Origin of the sequence: Cobetia sp. 5-25-4-2 (genome assembly GCF_013374075.1) — a bacterium.
Taxonomy (GTDB): domain Bacteria; phylum Pseudomonadota; class Gammaproteobacteria; order Pseudomonadales; family Halomonadaceae; genus Cobetia; species Cobetia marina.
Genome location: NZ_BLWK01000001.1, coordinates 266,874 through 281,207, shown reverse-complemented (window position 1 = coordinate 281,207; position 14,334 = coordinate 266,874). Strand labels below are relative to the sequence as shown.

The 14,334-nt window shown below is 65.4% G+C and carries 13 protein-coding genes; 5 read left to right on the top strand and 8 right to left on the bottom strand.

What is annotated here, in order from left to right:
- Positions 1-14 precede the first annotated feature (14 nt).
- From rlmH to HXS65_RS01240, 4 genes are all read right to left on the bottom strand, one after another.
- Positions 15-482 carry a 23S rRNA (pseudouridine(1915)-N(3))-methyltransferase RlmH gene (gene rlmH / locus HXS65_RS01255; RefSeq protein WP_077371912.1) on the bottom strand — a complete coding sequence of 156 codons (468 nt, stop codon included), beginning with the start codon at positions 480-482 and terminating at the stop codon, positions 15-17.
- 159 nt (positions 483-641) lie between these two features.
- On the bottom strand, positions 642-1,001 hold the full coding sequence (gene rsfS, locus HXS65_RS01250; protein WP_077371908.1) for a ribosome silencing factor: 360 nt from the start codon (positions 999-1,001) through the stop codon (positions 642-644).
- A gap of 92 nt (positions 1,002-1,093) precedes the next feature.
- Positions 1,094-1,729 carry a nicotinate-nucleotide adenylyltransferase gene (nadD, locus tag HXS65_RS01245; protein WP_077371905.1) on the bottom strand — a complete coding sequence of 212 codons (636 nt, stop codon included), beginning with the start codon at positions 1,727-1,729 and terminating at the stop codon, positions 1,094-1,096.
- Positions 1,730-1,923: 194 nt separating this feature from the next.
- On the bottom strand, positions 1,924-3,207 hold the full coding sequence (locus tag HXS65_RS01240) for a glutamate-5-semialdehyde dehydrogenase (RefSeq protein ID WP_077371902.1): 1,284 nt from the start codon (positions 3,205-3,207) through the stop codon (positions 1,924-1,926).
- Positions 3,208-3,498: 291 nt separating this feature from the next.
- Here HXS65_RS01240 and HXS65_RS01235 point away from each other — a divergent pair, with 291 nt between their 5' ends.
- The 4 genes from HXS65_RS01235 to HXS65_RS01220 all read left to right on the top strand — a co-directional run bounded on the left by HXS65_RS01235 (position 3,499) and on the right by HXS65_RS01220 (position 7,815).
- Positions 3,499-4,440, top strand: coding sequence for a hypothetical protein (locus HXS65_RS01235; protein WP_141392698.1), 942 nt, complete (start codon positions 3,499-3,501; stop codon positions 4,438-4,440).
- Positions 4,440-5,402: a diguanylate cyclase domain-containing protein gene (locus HXS65_RS01230; RefSeq protein ID WP_176492924.1), complete on the top strand. Its 963-nt coding sequence runs from the start codon at positions 4,440-4,442 to the stop codon at positions 5,400-5,402. The genes HXS65_RS01235 and HXS65_RS01230 overlap by 1 nt, the downstream gene beginning before the upstream one ends.
- Entirely contained in the window at positions 5,399-6,853 is a 1,455-nt protein-coding gene (locus HXS65_RS01225) for a bifunctional DedA family/phosphatase PAP2 family protein (RefSeq protein ID WP_240704178.1), read from the top strand. Before HXS65_RS01230 ends, HXS65_RS01225 begins: the two co-directional genes overlap by 4 nt.
- 83 nt (positions 6,854-6,936) lie before the next feature.
- On the top strand, positions 6,937-7,815 hold the full coding sequence (locus HXS65_RS01220; RefSeq protein WP_084209164.1) for a DMT family transporter: 879 nt from the start codon (positions 6,937-6,939) through the stop codon (positions 7,813-7,815).
- A 157-nt stretch (positions 7,816-7,972) separates the two neighbouring features.
- Here HXS65_RS01220 and HXS65_RS01215 read toward each other — a convergent pair whose 3' ends face one another.
- The 3 genes from HXS65_RS01215 to mpl are packed head-to-tail and all read right to left on the bottom strand — an operon-like array spanning position 7,973 to position 10,737.
- Positions 7,973-8,602 (bottom strand): LysE family translocator, encoded by a 630-nt coding sequence (locus HXS65_RS01215; protein WP_077371890.1) that lies wholly within the window; start codon positions 8,600-8,602, stop codon positions 7,973-7,975.
- A 42-nt stretch (positions 8,603-8,644) separates the two neighbouring features.
- A complete protein-coding gene (locus tag HXS65_RS01210; RefSeq protein ID WP_077371887.1) occupies positions 8,645-9,298 on the bottom strand; it encodes a flavin prenyltransferase UbiX in 654 nt (217 codons plus the stop codon).
- Entirely contained in the window at positions 9,295-10,737 is a 1,443-nt protein-coding gene (mpl, locus tag HXS65_RS01205) for a UDP-N-acetylmuramate:L-alanyl-gamma-D-glutamyl-meso-diaminopimelate ligase (RefSeq protein WP_176492923.1), read from the bottom strand. The genes HXS65_RS01210 and mpl overlap by 4 nt, the downstream gene beginning before the upstream one ends.
- Positions 10,738-10,929: 192 nt before the next feature.
- Between mpl and HXS65_RS01200 the strand changes: the two genes are divergently transcribed.
- A complete protein-coding gene (locus tag HXS65_RS01200) occupies positions 10,930-12,192 on the top strand; it encodes a 6-phosphofructokinase (protein WP_077371881.1) in 1,263 nt (420 codons plus the stop codon).
- 149 nt (positions 12,193-12,341) lie between these two features.
- Here the strand turns inward: HXS65_RS01200 and HXS65_RS01195 are convergent, their stop codons facing one another.
- Entirely contained in the window at positions 12,342-14,069 is a 1,728-nt protein-coding gene (locus HXS65_RS01195) for a bifunctional protein-serine/threonine kinase/phosphatase (RefSeq protein WP_077371878.1), read from the bottom strand.
- Positions 14,070-14,334 lie beyond the last annotated feature (265 nt).

The window sequence follows — 14,334 nt, the reverse complement described above, 5'->3', positions numbered from 1 at the left end:
CAAGCGGCAGGCGCTTAACGGTGATAAGGATGCCCGACCAGCAGTGTCCAGGCGCGGTAGAGCTGCTCCGCCAATACGATGCGCACCAGCGGGTGCGGCAGGGTCAGCGCGGAGAGCGACCAGCGCTGATCCGCGCGGGCCAGCAGGCGTGGATCGAGCCCGTCAGGACCGCCGATCAGGATGGCCACATCGCGACCGCCCAGGCGCCAGTCATCGGCGTGCTGAGCCAGCTGCTCCGTGCTCCACGACTTACCTAGGACATCAAGGGCGACAACATGTTCATTTCCCTTGAGTTTTTCGAGCATCCGATCACCTTCACTGGCCATGGCACGGGCAATGTCCGCGTTCTTGCCACGGTTTCCGGGCGCCAGTTCGATGAATTCGAGGGAAAAGTCTCTTGGCATGCGCTTGAGATATTCCCGGCTACCCTTCTCCACCCAGTCAGGCATCTTCTGCCCGACCGCCAGTACTCGGATCTTCATGTCCTGTCCCGTGTCGTCAGTGGCCAACGGGCATGCCCGCTGACCCTCTCCTTCCGTCCAACCACCACGGGCCCGCCCTGTCAGCATGCTGCCCGCAACCGGCGCCGGTGGCACCGCCGTGCCGCATCACTCCGCCTCTTGAGGTAGGCAAGAGCGGAATCAGCTGCGCTGTTCGAACTCTTCGCTCGTCTCGCGGGGCAGATCGCTCCACAGGCGCTCGAGGTCATACAGGGCACGGGTTTCGGCCAGCATGACGTGGACGACGACATCGCCCAGATCCAGCAACACCCAGTCGGAACCGTTGTCGCCTTCGCAACCCAGCGGCTTGACGCCGGCTTCTTTCACCGTGACCTGCACATTGTTGGCCAGAGCGGCGATATGACGGCTGGAAGTCCCCGTCGCGATCACCATGACATCGGTGACGCTGGTCAGCTTGGAGACATCGATCTCGCTGATTTCCTGGGCCTTGAGGTCGTCAAGGGCGTCGATCACCAGGTTTTTAAGAGCTTCGGTCTGCATGATTCCTCGGAAGTTTGTTCGGCAGGGGGCGCATTCTACCCGTTGGTGATGCGCTCGCCTATGGGCATCGTCAATCTACGCGTCACGAACCCTCACTCACAGGGCGGGCAGTAAAGCGACCGGGCCTCGATATGGCGGATGACCGTCTCGGGCAGCAGGTAGCGCACGCTATCCCCCAGCGCGAGCCGCTCGCGCACGAAGGTCGCGCTGATCGCCATGCGGGTCGGCAATGACAACCGCAGCAACAGGCCGCCGGGACGCGCCATCAGCTCGGCCACCGTCTGCACTTCCCGCCCCTCGATCAAGGCCTTCAACGCCTCTGGCAGAGGAGCATCATGATCAGGGCGCTCGATCACCACGACATGGGCATCATCGAACAATCGCTCGGCGGCATGCCATTCGCCAAGCTTGAGAAAGGCATCATGGCCGATGGCCATCACCAGCCGCGCCTGAGGGCCATATTCGCCGCGCAGGCTCGCCAGGGTGTCGGCACTGTAGGACGGCCCATCCCGGAAAAGCTCGCGGGCGTCCGCCTTGAGCCCCGGCTCACCGGCAATCGCCGCCTCCAGCATGGCCAGACGCTCCTCGCTGCTCACCCCGGGTGCGGCACGATGTGGCGGCTGATGGCAGGGAATCATCAACACATGATCCAGGCCCAGCGCCTCACGCAGTTCGATGGCGCTGCGAAGGTGCCCGTGGTGTACCGGGTCGAAGGTGCCCCCGAGCATCGCCACCCGGGGGACCGGCCCGAGACAGCCCTCGAAACCGGGCTGTGGCTTCTCGTCAGGCAGAGTGTCGCAGGCCTCCCCACCCGGCTGTGCGGCGGGTTCGCGCTGCGCGGCGTCGCCGTCGACATTCAGCGGGCACTGGCTATCGTCCAGCGCCCGGGGCGATGCGCTGACCGAGGAAGGGTCTGGAGATCTCACTGACGAATCTGCCCATCGCCGAACACGACATACTTGCGTGTGGTGAGCCCTTCCAGCCCCACGGGCCCGCGAGCGTGCAGCTTGTCGGTGGAAATGCCGATCTCGGCACCCAATCCGTATTCGAAGCCATCGGCAAAGCGGGTGGAGGCATTGACCATCACGGAGCTGGAATCCACTTCGGCCATGAACCGACGCGCCAGCGCATAGTTGTCGGTGATGATGGCTTCGGTATGCCCGGAGCTGTGACGCTCGATATGCGCCATCGCCGCTTCCACGCCCTCGACGACCCGAATCGCCAGAATCGGTGCCAGATACTCGGTATCCCAGTCCTGATCCGTGGCGGCCACGGCCTCGGACAGGATGTCACAGGTGCGTTCACAGCCACGAATCTCGACCTCATGGACCGCCAGACGCTCGGCGATGCGCGGCAGCACCTCGGCCGCGACCGCCACATCCACCAGCAGGGTCTCCATGGTGTTGCAGGTACCGTAACGGTGCGTCTTGGCGTTCTCGGCGATGCTCACCGCCATGTCGAGATCTGCCGTGGCGTCGATATAGACGTGGCAGATACCGTCGAGATGCTTGATGACCGGCACGCGCGCCTCATTGGTGATGCGCTCGACCAGACTCTTGCCCCCACGCGGGATGATGACATCGACGTACTCGGGCATCGCGATCAGACGGCCCACCGCGGCACGGTCCGTGGTGGCCACCACCTGCACCGCCGTCGCCGGCAGCCCGGCCGCCACCAGCGCCTCGCGGATGATCTCACCCAGCGCACGGTTGCTGGACGCCGCTTCGGAACCACCACGCAGGATGCAGGCATTGCCGGACTTGAGGCACAGGCTGGCGGCTTCGATGGTGACGTTGGGCCGTGATTCGAAGATGATGCCGATCACGCCCAGTGGCACACGCATGTGACCGACCTGGATGCCACTGGGACGATATTTCAGGCCATCGATCTCACCGACCGGGTCCGGCAGGGCCGCGACCTGCTCGAGCCCCTCGATCATGGCGTCGATACGCGCCGGCGTGAGGGCGAGGCGGTCGACCATCGCCTCCGACAGGCCATTGTCACGCGCTCGCGTCAGGTCATCGGCGTTGGCGGCGGTCAGCGACTCGCGGCGCTCGTCGATCAGTCGTGCCATGATCTGCAGCGCCCGGTTCTTGAGGCCGCTGTCGACACGACGCATCACCACGCTCGCTGCGCGGGCATCGCCGCCCAGACCGTTCATGTAAGCCACGACGTCCGTGGTGTCGTGCTTGCCCAGCTCGCTCATGTGCCTTGTCTCATTCGTAGAAAGATGTAGGAAAATGCCTTCCGCCCGCTCTGGCGCCTGTGGATCAGCCGAGGGAGGGGTGAAGCGAAAGCGCCGGATCACCTCGACACTTCGGAAAATCATGGTTTGGGGTATGCTGGCCCGTATCAGCGCCTGGCAGAGCCGGGACAGGCAGGCGGCATCACGCTCGCACATCCTGTCATGGCATGGCTCAATGCGCTGCGCCCCATCCGACCGGGGAGTCTGGTCGGATTCATGTCATCCACGGGAAAGGTGCCAATATAAGTCACCATGGAGATCAAGTTCAAAGTCCGGGTCAGTCAGTTCATCTGTCTGCTCGGCTCTGTGCTGTTGCTGCTGGAAGCGGCGCGCCAGATCAGCCTCGCCCTGACCATCACCGGACTGCTGCTGGCCATCGGCGGCACCTTGCTGCTGGTGGTCTCCCTGGCGCACGAACTCTTCACGCTGGGCTGGTTCCGGACCACGGCCATGCTCAGCGTGGCGGTGATCATGGCGCTGCTGGTGCTGCTGGCACCCGAGCAGCACATGATGTGGCTATGGGGGTTTGCCGTGCTGCTGCTCTATCCGCGCCCCTCGTGGCTGGCGCCGGCCTGCGCCATCATCGGGCTGATCACCACCTGGCTGGCACTCACGCCGCTGGGCAGTGACTGGCTGAGCCTTGGCATCGGCATCACGGCCACCTTGATGGCGCTGGGCGCCATCGCCGGGCAGCGTCAGCAGGAGGTCTGGCGTCAGCTGGAGCGGCGCGGTCGCCGTGACGCGAATCGTGCCATCTGGTCACAATACCAGCTGCTCCGGGATCTGCCGCGGGAAATTTCCCGGGCAGATCGTGAAGGCATCCACATCGAACTGATCCTGCTGGAGCCAGCCACGCCCACCCGCCTCACGCGTCGCCGTCTGCTGAATACGCTGGACAGCGCGGCGCTGCCCCATGAGACACGCTATCAGCTTGACGACGGCTGCCTGGCGTTGCTGTTGGTGGCACGCAGCGAACACGCTGCCAACCTGCGGCGTCGGCAGCTCATGGAGCATCTTGCCATGCCAGTGCGGGCGCGGGTCCAGCCGCTGAACGATACCGAGGCCGACCATCTCGACCTGCAGGCGGCGAGTGCCAACCTCAGCGAGGAGCGCGAGCCGATCACTCACCTGCCCGCGCTCCCCTCCCGAAAGGCGGCACTCGCCGACACCCCCCAGGCGGAGGCTGAAGACTGATGTCCTCGTCAACGACGGCCACGCGCGCCAGAGAGCGCCGCCGGCTGGCCAATCGCAAGACCCTGATCATGCTGCTGGCGACCCTGGTGCTGGCCACCTACGCGCTCTGGCGTTATCTGGTCGGGGACTACTCCCACATCCTGACACCGGTGCTGGCCACCTTGCTGATGGGGATCGCGACCGCTCTGCACCTTCTGGATGAAGAGCAGCCGCTTCCCGACTATCTGGCGCTGATCGGCGGTTATCTGATGCTGGCGCTGGAGGCCCCCAGCGCGCACATCGGAATGTCGCTGTGGCTGGGATTGCCGAGCATCCTGACGCTGCTGCTGCTGCCATTGGCGCCGGCGATGCTCTTGAACGTGGTACTGGCCCCGCTGTGGCTATGGCTGCTGGGTCAGCCGGATGACAACTTCGGCGAGGTACTGCGCTATGTCTGCCTGCTGCTGGTCGCCAGCCAGCCCTTCGTGATCAACAACCTGCAGTCAGGTGTCATGCGCATGACCGCCAGCGAGGAAGTCGAGTGCAATGCCTACAATGCGCGCACCGGCCAGCAGCGGCTGACCAGCGAGGCCGCACGCGCCAGTGCGCTGGAGCAGCCGTTGAGCATCCTGGTCATCTACCTGCCGCAGCTGGAGATGCTCGGTGAGCAATTCGGGGAAGACCGCCGTATCGAGTGTCTCTCCTCGGCCTGCGATGTCATGCAGGGCATCTCGCGTCAGGGCGATCTGCTGTGTCGCAGTGACAAGGCCACGTTCTGGCTGATGCTCCCCAATACCGGCGAGGCCGGCGCCCTGATCATGCGTGAACGCCTGACGGCCGCCCTGGCGGCGACGACACAGCCCGAGACCGGCTCGATCATCGCTCACGCTCGTCTCGTCAACTACAAGGCGGGCGACACGGTACAGAAACTCGAACAACGCCTGCTGGCCGCCCAACTCACCCTGATGGACCTCAATGAATGAGCAACACCCTTGCCACACTGACTCACTGGCTGGACCCCACTTCCCTGATGGCCACGCTGAGCGAGCACCCCGTGGCGCTGATTGTCATCATCGGCTTCATCTCCCTGCTCGAATCCCTCGCCATCGTCGGACTGCTGGTCCCCGGCGTGGTCATGCTGACGGCCGGCGCCTCGCTGGCGGGGCATCTTGAGCTTTCCCTGCCACTGGTGCTGCTTTCCGGTGCGCTGGGGGCCGTGATCGGCGATGGCGTGAGCTTCTGGCTCGGCGTCCATCATCGGGATCAGTTACCGCAACGCTGGCCCTTCTCGCGCCACCCCGAATGGATCGAACACGGTCAGCGCTTCTTCCATCGTCACGGCAGCTGGTCTATCGCCTTCGGGCGTTTCGTCGGCCCGGTACGCCCGATCATCCCGCTGGTCGCGGGCATGCTGGACATGCCGGCCTCGCGCTTCTTCATGGTCAATGGTCTCTCGGCACTGGCGTGGTCTCCCGCCTATCTGTTGCCGGGCTACCTGCTGGGCCAGACCTGGCAATCACTGTTCACGCTGCCACCGGGCGCCAACGGCCTGCTGATCGGCCTGGCCAGCGGCCTGATCGCCTGCGCCTTTGCCTTCTCCTTTCTGCGCCGCCAGCTGGGCCGCGAAGGCCGCCTCTATCACTGGCTGGCGCGCCGCATGCGTCGCTCGGCATCCGGCCGTCGCCTGTGGTGGCAGCTGCGCCACCCCGACCCGGAAGGCGAGTTCCCGCTGGCCTCGATGGCACTGCTGGTCTTTGCCGTCATCAGCGTGCCCGCGATGAGTCTGGCGGCACTCGCTCACCCCGGGCCCTGGCAGATCGACGTCGTTGCGGCCTCGCTCGCCGACAGACTCCACACCCTGCTGCCCGAGAACCTTCTGCACCAGGCCAGCCTGTGGCTGTCGCAGCTCGGCGATGGCACGGGGCTCGCGGCACTCGTGGCGCCCTGGCTCGTGTGGCTGGCACTCACGCGCCGCCATGCGATATGGATCCATCTGAGCGCCGCCTGGGTCGGCATCGCCTGCGCCAATACCGTGCTCAAGTATCTGATCCAGCGCCCCCGTCCGGACACTCCCGCCTTTCTCGAGGGCTCGATGTCGTTCCCCAGTGCCCACACGGCCGGTGCCGTCGCGGTATTCGGCCTGGCAGCCGCCTTCATCGCCGAACGGCAACCCTCTCCACGCCGACGCTGGATCTACTGGAGCGCCATCATCGCCTGTAGCGTGATCGGGCTGTCTCGCATCTTCCTCGGCGTGCACTATCTGAGCGATATCCTGGGCGGCGCCTGTCTGGGACTGCTGGCGTGTGCTCTGGTGCGCATCAGCTACCCTGCCTTCGTCCAGCAACCCTGCCCCTCGCCGGCCGCCCCCGTGGTGTGGTTGAGCCTGGCGAGTCTGGGTCTGCTGACGGCGCGCCTGCTGTGGCTACCGCTCTAGCCCGACATTCACGATCGACCCTCAAGGTGATCGCTGCACGTCATCACCACCGCCACCTTCGCCTTCTGCCCAAGAGGATACCCATGCCCGGTCCTGCCGCTCCCCCTGCCAACCAGCCCCAGGCGCTCATGTCGATTCATCTCGGTATCGCGCTGCTCGGCGGCACGGCGCTGTTCTCGAAGGGCCTGCCACTCTCGGCGCTCGACATCACCACCTGGCGCAGCCTGCTGGCCGGCCTGTTCCTTCTGTGGATCGCACGGCTGAAGTGGCAGGTCTCGCTGCGCCTGAGCGGCCGCGACTGGGCGCTGGTGGGCGTGGCCGCGGCGCTGATGGCCGCTCACTGGGTCAGCTACTTCCACGCGATGCAGGTCTCGTCCGTGGCCACCGGCATGCTGGCACTGTTCACCTATCCCATCTTCATCGTGCTGCTGGAACCCTGGGTGGAGGGCACGCGCCTGAAAGCCGGGGATCTGGCGGCAGCGGGGCTGGTGTGCATCGGCGTCTGGCTGCTGGTTCCCGGCGGCGACAGCAGCGCGCAGGGCGATAGCCTGGCGGGAGTATTGTGGGGCGTGTTCTCGGGCCTGCTGTTCGCGGCGCGCAATCTGCTGGTGCGCTACCGTCTCAGCCACCTCAACCCGGTGCTGTCGATGAGCCTGCAGGCGCTGGGCGTGGTGGTGCTGACATTGCCGTTCGCCTCCGGCGAGATCATGGACGCAAGCCCGGGAACAGGCATCGCCATGCTGGTACTGGCCGTCGTGTTCACGGCCACCCCCCATGCCCTGATGACCTTCGCCCTGGGTGGTCTCAGGGCCAAGACCGTCGGCATGATCGGCTGTCTGCAGCCGGTGTATGGGGTGCTGCTTGCCTGGTTGATTCTCGGCGAGGCCCCCACCTGGATGACGCTGGTGGGCGGCAGTTTCATCGTGGCGGCGGCGGCACTGGAAACCCTGCGACGCAATTGACTCGCACACCACCGTTGAGACAGCTGCCGACGTTGCGCCAGCCGCCCCGGTTGTCCCCGTCGTCGCGGTTGTTCCAGACGGCGAACACACGAAGGCCCGCCATTGGCGGGCCTTCGTGTGTTCGGGGTGTGTCGGTCAGCGCCTTGGCATGCCGAGGTCAGCCGGTGGCGAGCCAGATGCCCACGCCGACCATCAGGGTCCCCGCGACCCGGTTCATGAGCCGCACGCGCGAACCACGACCGAGCCAGCGCGCCAGTCCACTGCCGCCACCGGCATACAGCATCAGACAGCTGAATTCGAGCGTGAGAATGATGCCCACCAGCGCCACCAGCTGTGGCGTCATCGGCAGGCTCGCGTCCAGAAACGGTGGCAGCAGCGCGATGAAGAACGCCCAGCCCTTGGGATTGGCGATGGCGGTGACGAAGCCCTGTGCCGCCAATGTCCGCCGCGAGGCGCGTGGTGCAGCACTGGCCTCGCCCACGGCCCCCAGCGCCAGGCGCCCTCGCGAGCGCCACATCTGGATGCCGAGCCACACCAGATAGGCGCCCCCAGCCAGCTTGAAGGCCGAGAACACCAGCGGATAGCGCAGCATGATGGTCGCGACCCCGATCACGGCCGAGACCGCCACCAGCCCGACCCCCAGCAGCTCGCCCACCATCATCCACAGGGTGCGGCGCACCCCTTGCGTCATCCCCAGGGTCATGGCCAGCGTCATGCACATGCCCGGTGTCAGCGACACCAGAAAGAAGGTCGGCACGAACACCGACAACAATGACCAATTCAGCATTCCCTGCTCTCCCTGCACAATCCGATGATCAAGATGACGACACTAGTCACCACTGACATGCCCTTCGCCCCAGCGCGGCATCAGCGCATGCGCGATTCCCAGCTGATTGAGAATGCGCGCGACGATGAAGTCGATCATGTCATCGAGTGTCTGCGGGCGGTGATAGAAGCCGGGGGCGGCGGGCAGGATGACGGCCCCCATGCGCGTCAGGCTCAGCATGTGTTCGAGATGGATCGCCGAGAACGGCGTCTCGCGCGGCACCAGAATCAGCGTGCGACGCTCCTTGAGGGCGACGTCGGCGGCGCGTTCGATCAGATTGTTGCTGGCGCCGGTCGCGATGGACGAGAGCGAGCCGGTGGAACATGGACATACCACCATGGCACTCGGCGCGCCGGAGCCGGACGCCACGGGCGCCATCCAGTCCTCGCGGCCGAAGCAGCGAATCTGACCGGGCCTGGCGGCGTAGCGCTGGGTGAGCACCTCGGTGAGGCGAGCCGGGCGCGCCGGCAGTTCTTCATCGGTCTCGGTGGCGATCACCATGTGGGCGGCCTTGGAGACCATCACCATCACCTCATGACCCGCCGCGACCAGGCATTCGATCAACCGCAGGCCATACTGGGCACCCGAGGCCCCGGTCAGCGCGACGGTGACCGCTGACTTGAACTCCCCTTCGGGGGCTTTCGCTTGCTGGCTCATGCCTCACCTTCCCGTGCTGCCAGTGCACTCAACAGACGTTCGTGGATACCGCCGAAGCCACCATTGGACATCACCACCACCCAGTCGCCGGCGCGGGAGTCATTGGCGATCTTGGCGATCAGGGCGTCGAGGTCCTGCTCGACATCGGCTTCAACGCCGAGGGCACGACACTCGCTGACCGTCTCGTCCAGTGACCAGCCCAGTGTCGGGCCCGCGAACCAGCTGACCCGATCCGCTGCGGTGACCGCTGCCGGCAGGCGCGCCTTCATGGTGCCAAGCTTCATGGTGTTGGAACGCGGCTCGATCACCGCCCACAGACGACCGCCCTGCCCTTCGGCTGCCACGCCCGGCGCCAGGCCCTCAAGCGTGGTGGCGATGGCGGTCGGGTGGTGCGCGAAGTCATCGATGACCTTGACACCGGCCACCTCACCGCGCAGCTCCTGGCGGCGCCTGGGCGGCGCGAAGCACGCGAGCGCCTGCAGCGCCGCCTCGACACTCACGCCGCACTCGACGGCAGCGGCCACCGCGGCACAGGCATTGGCCACGTTGTGGCGTCCGCGCATCGCCCACTGGCACTCGACGAAGCGATCCGCCTCGCCGGACACGGCGGCCGGCGCCGCCAGCGCGAAGTGGCTGCCATCGGCACTGATCAGACGATAGCGCCAGTCGCCACCGGCGTTCTCGATGCCACCTTCATCGCCGAAGCGTGTCACCGGCGTCCAGCAGCCTTGATCCAGCACGCGTTCCAGCGCCTCGGCACCGGCGACGGCGTCGGCCGCGACCACCAGCTTGCCGCCAGCCGGCACGGTACGCACCAGGTGATGGAACTGCCGTTCAATGGCCGCGAGATCCGGGAAGATGTCGGCGTGGTCGAATTCGAGATTGTTGAGCACGGCGATGCGCGGACGGTAATGCACGAACTTGGAGCGCTTGTCGAAGAAGGCCGTGTCGTACTCATCGGCCTCGACCACGAAGGGTGCCTGCGGGTCGCCGATACGCGCGGAATCGCCCAGCTGCGGCGGCACGCCCCCGATCAGATAGCCCGGCGTGAGGCCCGCGCATTCGAGAATCCAGGCGGTCATGGTCGCGGTGGTGGTCTTGCCGTGGGTGCCGGCGATGGCGATCACCGGTCGTCCCGTCAGCACCTCGTCACACAGCCATTGCGGGCCGGAGGTGTAGGCCAGGCCGCGCTCGAGCAGCGCCTCGACTTCAGGATTGCCGCGCGAGACGGCATTGCCGACCACCGTGAGCTCTGGCGCGGGCTCGAGATTGTCGGCGGCATACCCTTCCATCAGGGTGATACCGGCCTCGGCCAGCTGTGTGCTCATGGGCGGATAGACATTGGCATCGCTGCCGGTGACGCGATGGCCGCGCGCACGCGCAAGCAGTGCCAGAGAGCCCATGAAGGTACCGCAAATACCGATGACGTGAAGGTGCATCTGTTTCTCCAATCCGGAAGCCCGAGCAGCCTAGCATGCCCGCCAGGCGGCGAGTAGCACGGGCGTGTCGGGGCAGAACGACAGACACGTGGCATCCGGGCGTCGTGCAGGGGTCATGTCTTTCGGATATGATGCGGCGGGTAAGCGCCAGCCCGTTCAAGACCATGACAAGGAAGCAGAGACGAGAAGCCCATGCCCCAGCACAATGCCTTCTACGCCCAGTCCGGTGGCGTTACCGCCGTCATCAATGCCAGCGCCTGTGGCGTGATCGAAGCCGTGCGTGAACACGGCGACCAGATCGGCAAGCTCTACGCCGGTCACAACGGCATCATCGGCGCCCTGACCGAAGATCTGATCGATGTCAGCCAGGAAAGCGACGAGAACATCGCCGCCTTGCGCCACACCCCGGGCGGTGCCTTCGGCTCCTGCCGTTACAAGCTCAAGAGCATCGAGGATCACCGTACCCAGTACGAGCGTCTGATCGAGGTGTTCAAGGCCCACGATATCCGCTACTTCTTCTACAACGGTGGCGGCGACAGCGCCGACACCTGCCTGAAGGTCTCCCAGCTGGCCGAGACCATGGGCTACCCGATCCAGGCCATCCACGTACCCAAGACCGTGGACAACGACCTGCCGATCACCGACAACTCGCCGGGCTTCGGCAGCGTGGCCAAGTACATCGCCACCTCCACCCGCGAGGCCGGCCTCGACATCGCCTCCATGTGCGCCACTTCCACCAAGGTGTTCATCCTTGAGGTCATGGGACGTCACGCTGGCTGGATCGCCGCCGCCGGAGCCCTGGCTGGTGAAGATGCCACCCAGCCGCCGCACATCGTGGTCTTCCCGGAAGTCGCCTTCCACCGCAAGGACTTCATGGCGCGTGTCGACCAGTGCGTCAAGGACCACGGCTACTGCGTGGTGGTGGTCTCCGAGGGTGCCCGCTATGAAGACGGCACCTTCCTGGCCGATGCCGGCAACACCGATGCCTTCGGCCACCGTCAGCTGGGCGGCGTGGCGCCGACGCTGGCCGGCATGGTCAAGCAGGATCTCGGCTACAAGTATCACTGGGCCGTGGCCGATTATCTGCAGCGCGCGGCACGCCACATCGCCTCGAAGACCGACGTCGAGCAGGCGTACGCCACGGGTCGTGCTGCCGTGGAAATGGCCCTGGCCGGCAAGAACGCCGTGATGCCGGCGATCCGTCGCCTCGGCGATGGCGCTGACTACGCCTGGGACATCATCGAGGCGCCGCTGGAGCAGATCGCCAACCATGAGAAGTTCATGCCGCTGGAGTTCATCAGCGAAGACGGCTTCTACATCACTGACGCCTGCCGCCAGTACCTGTCACCGCTGATCCAGGGCGAGGACTTCCCGCCCTTCGTCAATGGTCTGCCGGCGGTCGCCCGCCTCACGCTGGCCAAGGTCGAGAAGAAGCTCACGCCGTTCTCGATCTGATCGATCGCGCTGCCCGTTTTCCCGGGCAGCGCTGTGCCAACGCCGTTGCGGCACCCATGAGAAAGCCCCGCACAGATCACTGTGCGGGGCTTTCTCGTTCATGACGCGAGGCTGCTCTCGACAACCGCACGCCACCGACACACGCAAGGCTATTTGAGCAACCAGGACAGCACCAGCAGCAACAGCAGGATGCCGGCGACGCCCTGCCAGAAATTGGCTGGTTCGCGCATGGCCTCGGATGGCGTGATGGCCTTGCCGGGGTCCTGCTGTGGCAGGCGCAGTGCATAGAGCAGCTCCGACAGCCGCCGGAAGCGCAAGGTGCGCTGGGGGTCCAGCGCACGCCTCAGGGCATCGTCCAGCATCTGGGGAACCTGCGGATTGCGCATGCGTGCCGGCTGATACTCCAGCAGCTCGAGGTCCGTCTGGGTGCGCAGCTGATCCATCGACTGAGCGTAGGGCTGCATGCCGGTCAGCAGCCAGTAGATCACCGACGCCAGCCCGTACTGATCGCTGCGGCGACTGACCTCGGCCCCCAGCGCATATTCCGGCGCACTGTGCTCGGTCAGCCCGACCTGGCGCACCAGGGGACCGGCACTCTCGTGCCCATCCCCTTCGCGCAGATGACAGGCCCCGAAGTCCACCAGCACCACCTTGCCGTGACGGTCGATCATCACGTTGTCGGGGTGGATCAACTGATGCAGCACTTCACGCCGATTGAGTGCGTGGACCGCCTTGCCCAGCTGGCGGGCGATATCCAGGCGCTGCTCGAGATTGGCCTGGGGATGCTGGCGCGCCCAGTCGGTCAGCGTCTGCGCCTCCAGATGCTCGAGCAGATAGTAGAGGTGATCCCGCGGACGCGAGGGTTCCACCACCTTGACGACGAAGGGCGAGTTGACGCGATCCACCACCCACTGCTGGAGCAGGAAGTGCTCGAGATAGGCGTTCTTGAGCGAGAGCTCCGGACTCGGCGCCTTCATCACCATCACGCGCCGGCTCTTGAGATCGCGGACCTTGTAGACGCGCACCCGCGCACTGCGTGACATGACTTCCAGCACTTCCAGCCCATCGATGCGATCCCCCGGCTCCAGCTCGCGCGGCACCGGCAGATCCCCATAGATGCGCCCCGGCGTGTCCTCGCTGGCACTGGCCAGGCGATCGATACGCACCAGCTGGAAGCAGAACTGATCCGCGGTATAGCCACGTTCGTCGGCACGGTCCGCCGCGGCATGCGCGAGACGCTCGCTGGCGGCGTCCAGATCCGAGACATCGTCACGAATCAGTGACACGAAGTCCGAGGGCAGCAAGGTGCCGCGCACCGCCTGGGTGGTCAGCAGGAAGATGTCGCCCTGCTTGAGCGGCAATTCGATGTAATCGATGTCGAGACTGACATCCATGCCCAGAGCCCGTGAGGGATAGCGATAACCGCCCAGGTCCGTGACATGATCACGCGAGATCTGTTCGAACTCGCCACCACGCAGACGGAACACCACGGTATCGCCGGCATGGAACAGATGCGCCGACTGGCCACGGAAGATGACCGCGGAAATCGAGGTGACGTAACTGCCGCCACGCACGAAGCGACTCTGGCTGTAGCACCAGCTGTTCAGCGCTCGCAGCACACGAGTCGCGGAATACTTGACGCTCCAGTTGTCGGGCGTGGCGAAGTAGTCGGCCAGAAAGCCACGCACGGCCAGATCGCCCGCCTGCTTGGCGATGGCGTTCTTGCTGGTGGTATCCGCGATCAACGCACAGCCGCCCTTGGTCGCCAGCGGGCCACGCTCGACAGGAATTTCCAGCGACATCGAGCTGCGGTGGCGCTTGCGGTCCGGTGCCACGAAGGCCTGACCATAACTGAGTGAAAGCTCTGCATCCGCCAAGGCGGTCTCCTTGCATGTCTGTCCTGCGGTGACGACCCTGCTGGTGCATGCCGGCCACGACAGGCCTCGTCACAGTGTCTGCACGGCACCGCGAGTCGCGCGGCGATCCTTGAACAACGGGCACACCATCGGCCAGAGTATCGAGGGATGGCCTCCACATGGGCTCGCGCGCTGCCAAGTGTTACCCGAGTCAGCCTGCAGTGCCACCACTCGTTGGTGCAACGCAAGGCGATCGAGCGTGGCATAATGGCAAAACGGTCTGCCA

What these genes read in the sequence shown, in the direction of transcription:
- rlmH (WP_077371912.1), bottom strand. Translation starts at nt 482, where the DNA reads ATGAAGATCCGAGTACTGGCGGTCGGGCAGAAGATGCCTGACTGGGTG.
- rsfS (WP_077371908.1), bottom strand. Translation starts at nt 1,001, where the DNA reads ATGCAGACCGAAGCTCTTAAAAACCTGGTGATCGACGCCCTTGACGAC.
- nadD (WP_077371905.1), bottom strand. Translation starts at nt 1,729, where the DNA reads ATGCTCGGGGGCACCTTCGACCCGGTACACCACGGGCACCTTCGCAGC.
- HXS65_RS01240 (WP_077371902.1), bottom strand. Translation starts at nt 3,207, where the DNA reads ATGAGCGAGCTGGGCAAGCACGACACCACGGACGTCGTGGCTTACATG.
- HXS65_RS01235 (WP_141392698.1), top strand. Translation starts at nt 3,499, where the DNA reads ATGGAGATCAAGTTCAAAGTCCGGGTCAGTCAGTTCATCTGTCTGCTC.
- HXS65_RS01230 (WP_176492924.1), top strand. Translation starts at nt 4,440, where the DNA reads ATGTCCTCGTCAACGACGGCCACGCGCGCCAGAGAGCGCCGCCGGCTG.
- HXS65_RS01225 (WP_240704178.1), top strand. Translation starts at nt 5,399, where the DNA reads ATGAGCAACACCCTTGCCACACTGACTCACTGGCTGGACCCCACTTCC.
- HXS65_RS01220 (WP_084209164.1), top strand. Translation starts at nt 6,937, where the DNA reads ATGCCCGGTCCTGCCGCTCCCCCTGCCAACCAGCCCCAGGCGCTCATG.
- HXS65_RS01215 (WP_077371890.1), bottom strand. Translation starts at nt 8,602, where the DNA reads ATGCTGAATTGGTCATTGTTGTCGGTGTTCGTGCCGACCTTCTTTCTG.
- HXS65_RS01210 (WP_077371887.1), bottom strand. Translation starts at nt 9,298, where the DNA reads ATGAGCCAGCAAGCGAAAGCCCCCGAAGGGGAGTTCAAGTCAGCGGTC.
- mpl (WP_176492923.1), bottom strand. Translation starts at nt 10,737, where the DNA reads ATGCACCTTCACGTCATCGGTATTTGCGGTACCTTCATGGGCTCTCTG.
- HXS65_RS01200 (WP_077371881.1), top strand. Translation starts at nt 10,930, where the DNA reads ATGCCCCAGCACAATGCCTTCTACGCCCAGTCCGGTGGCGTTACCGCC.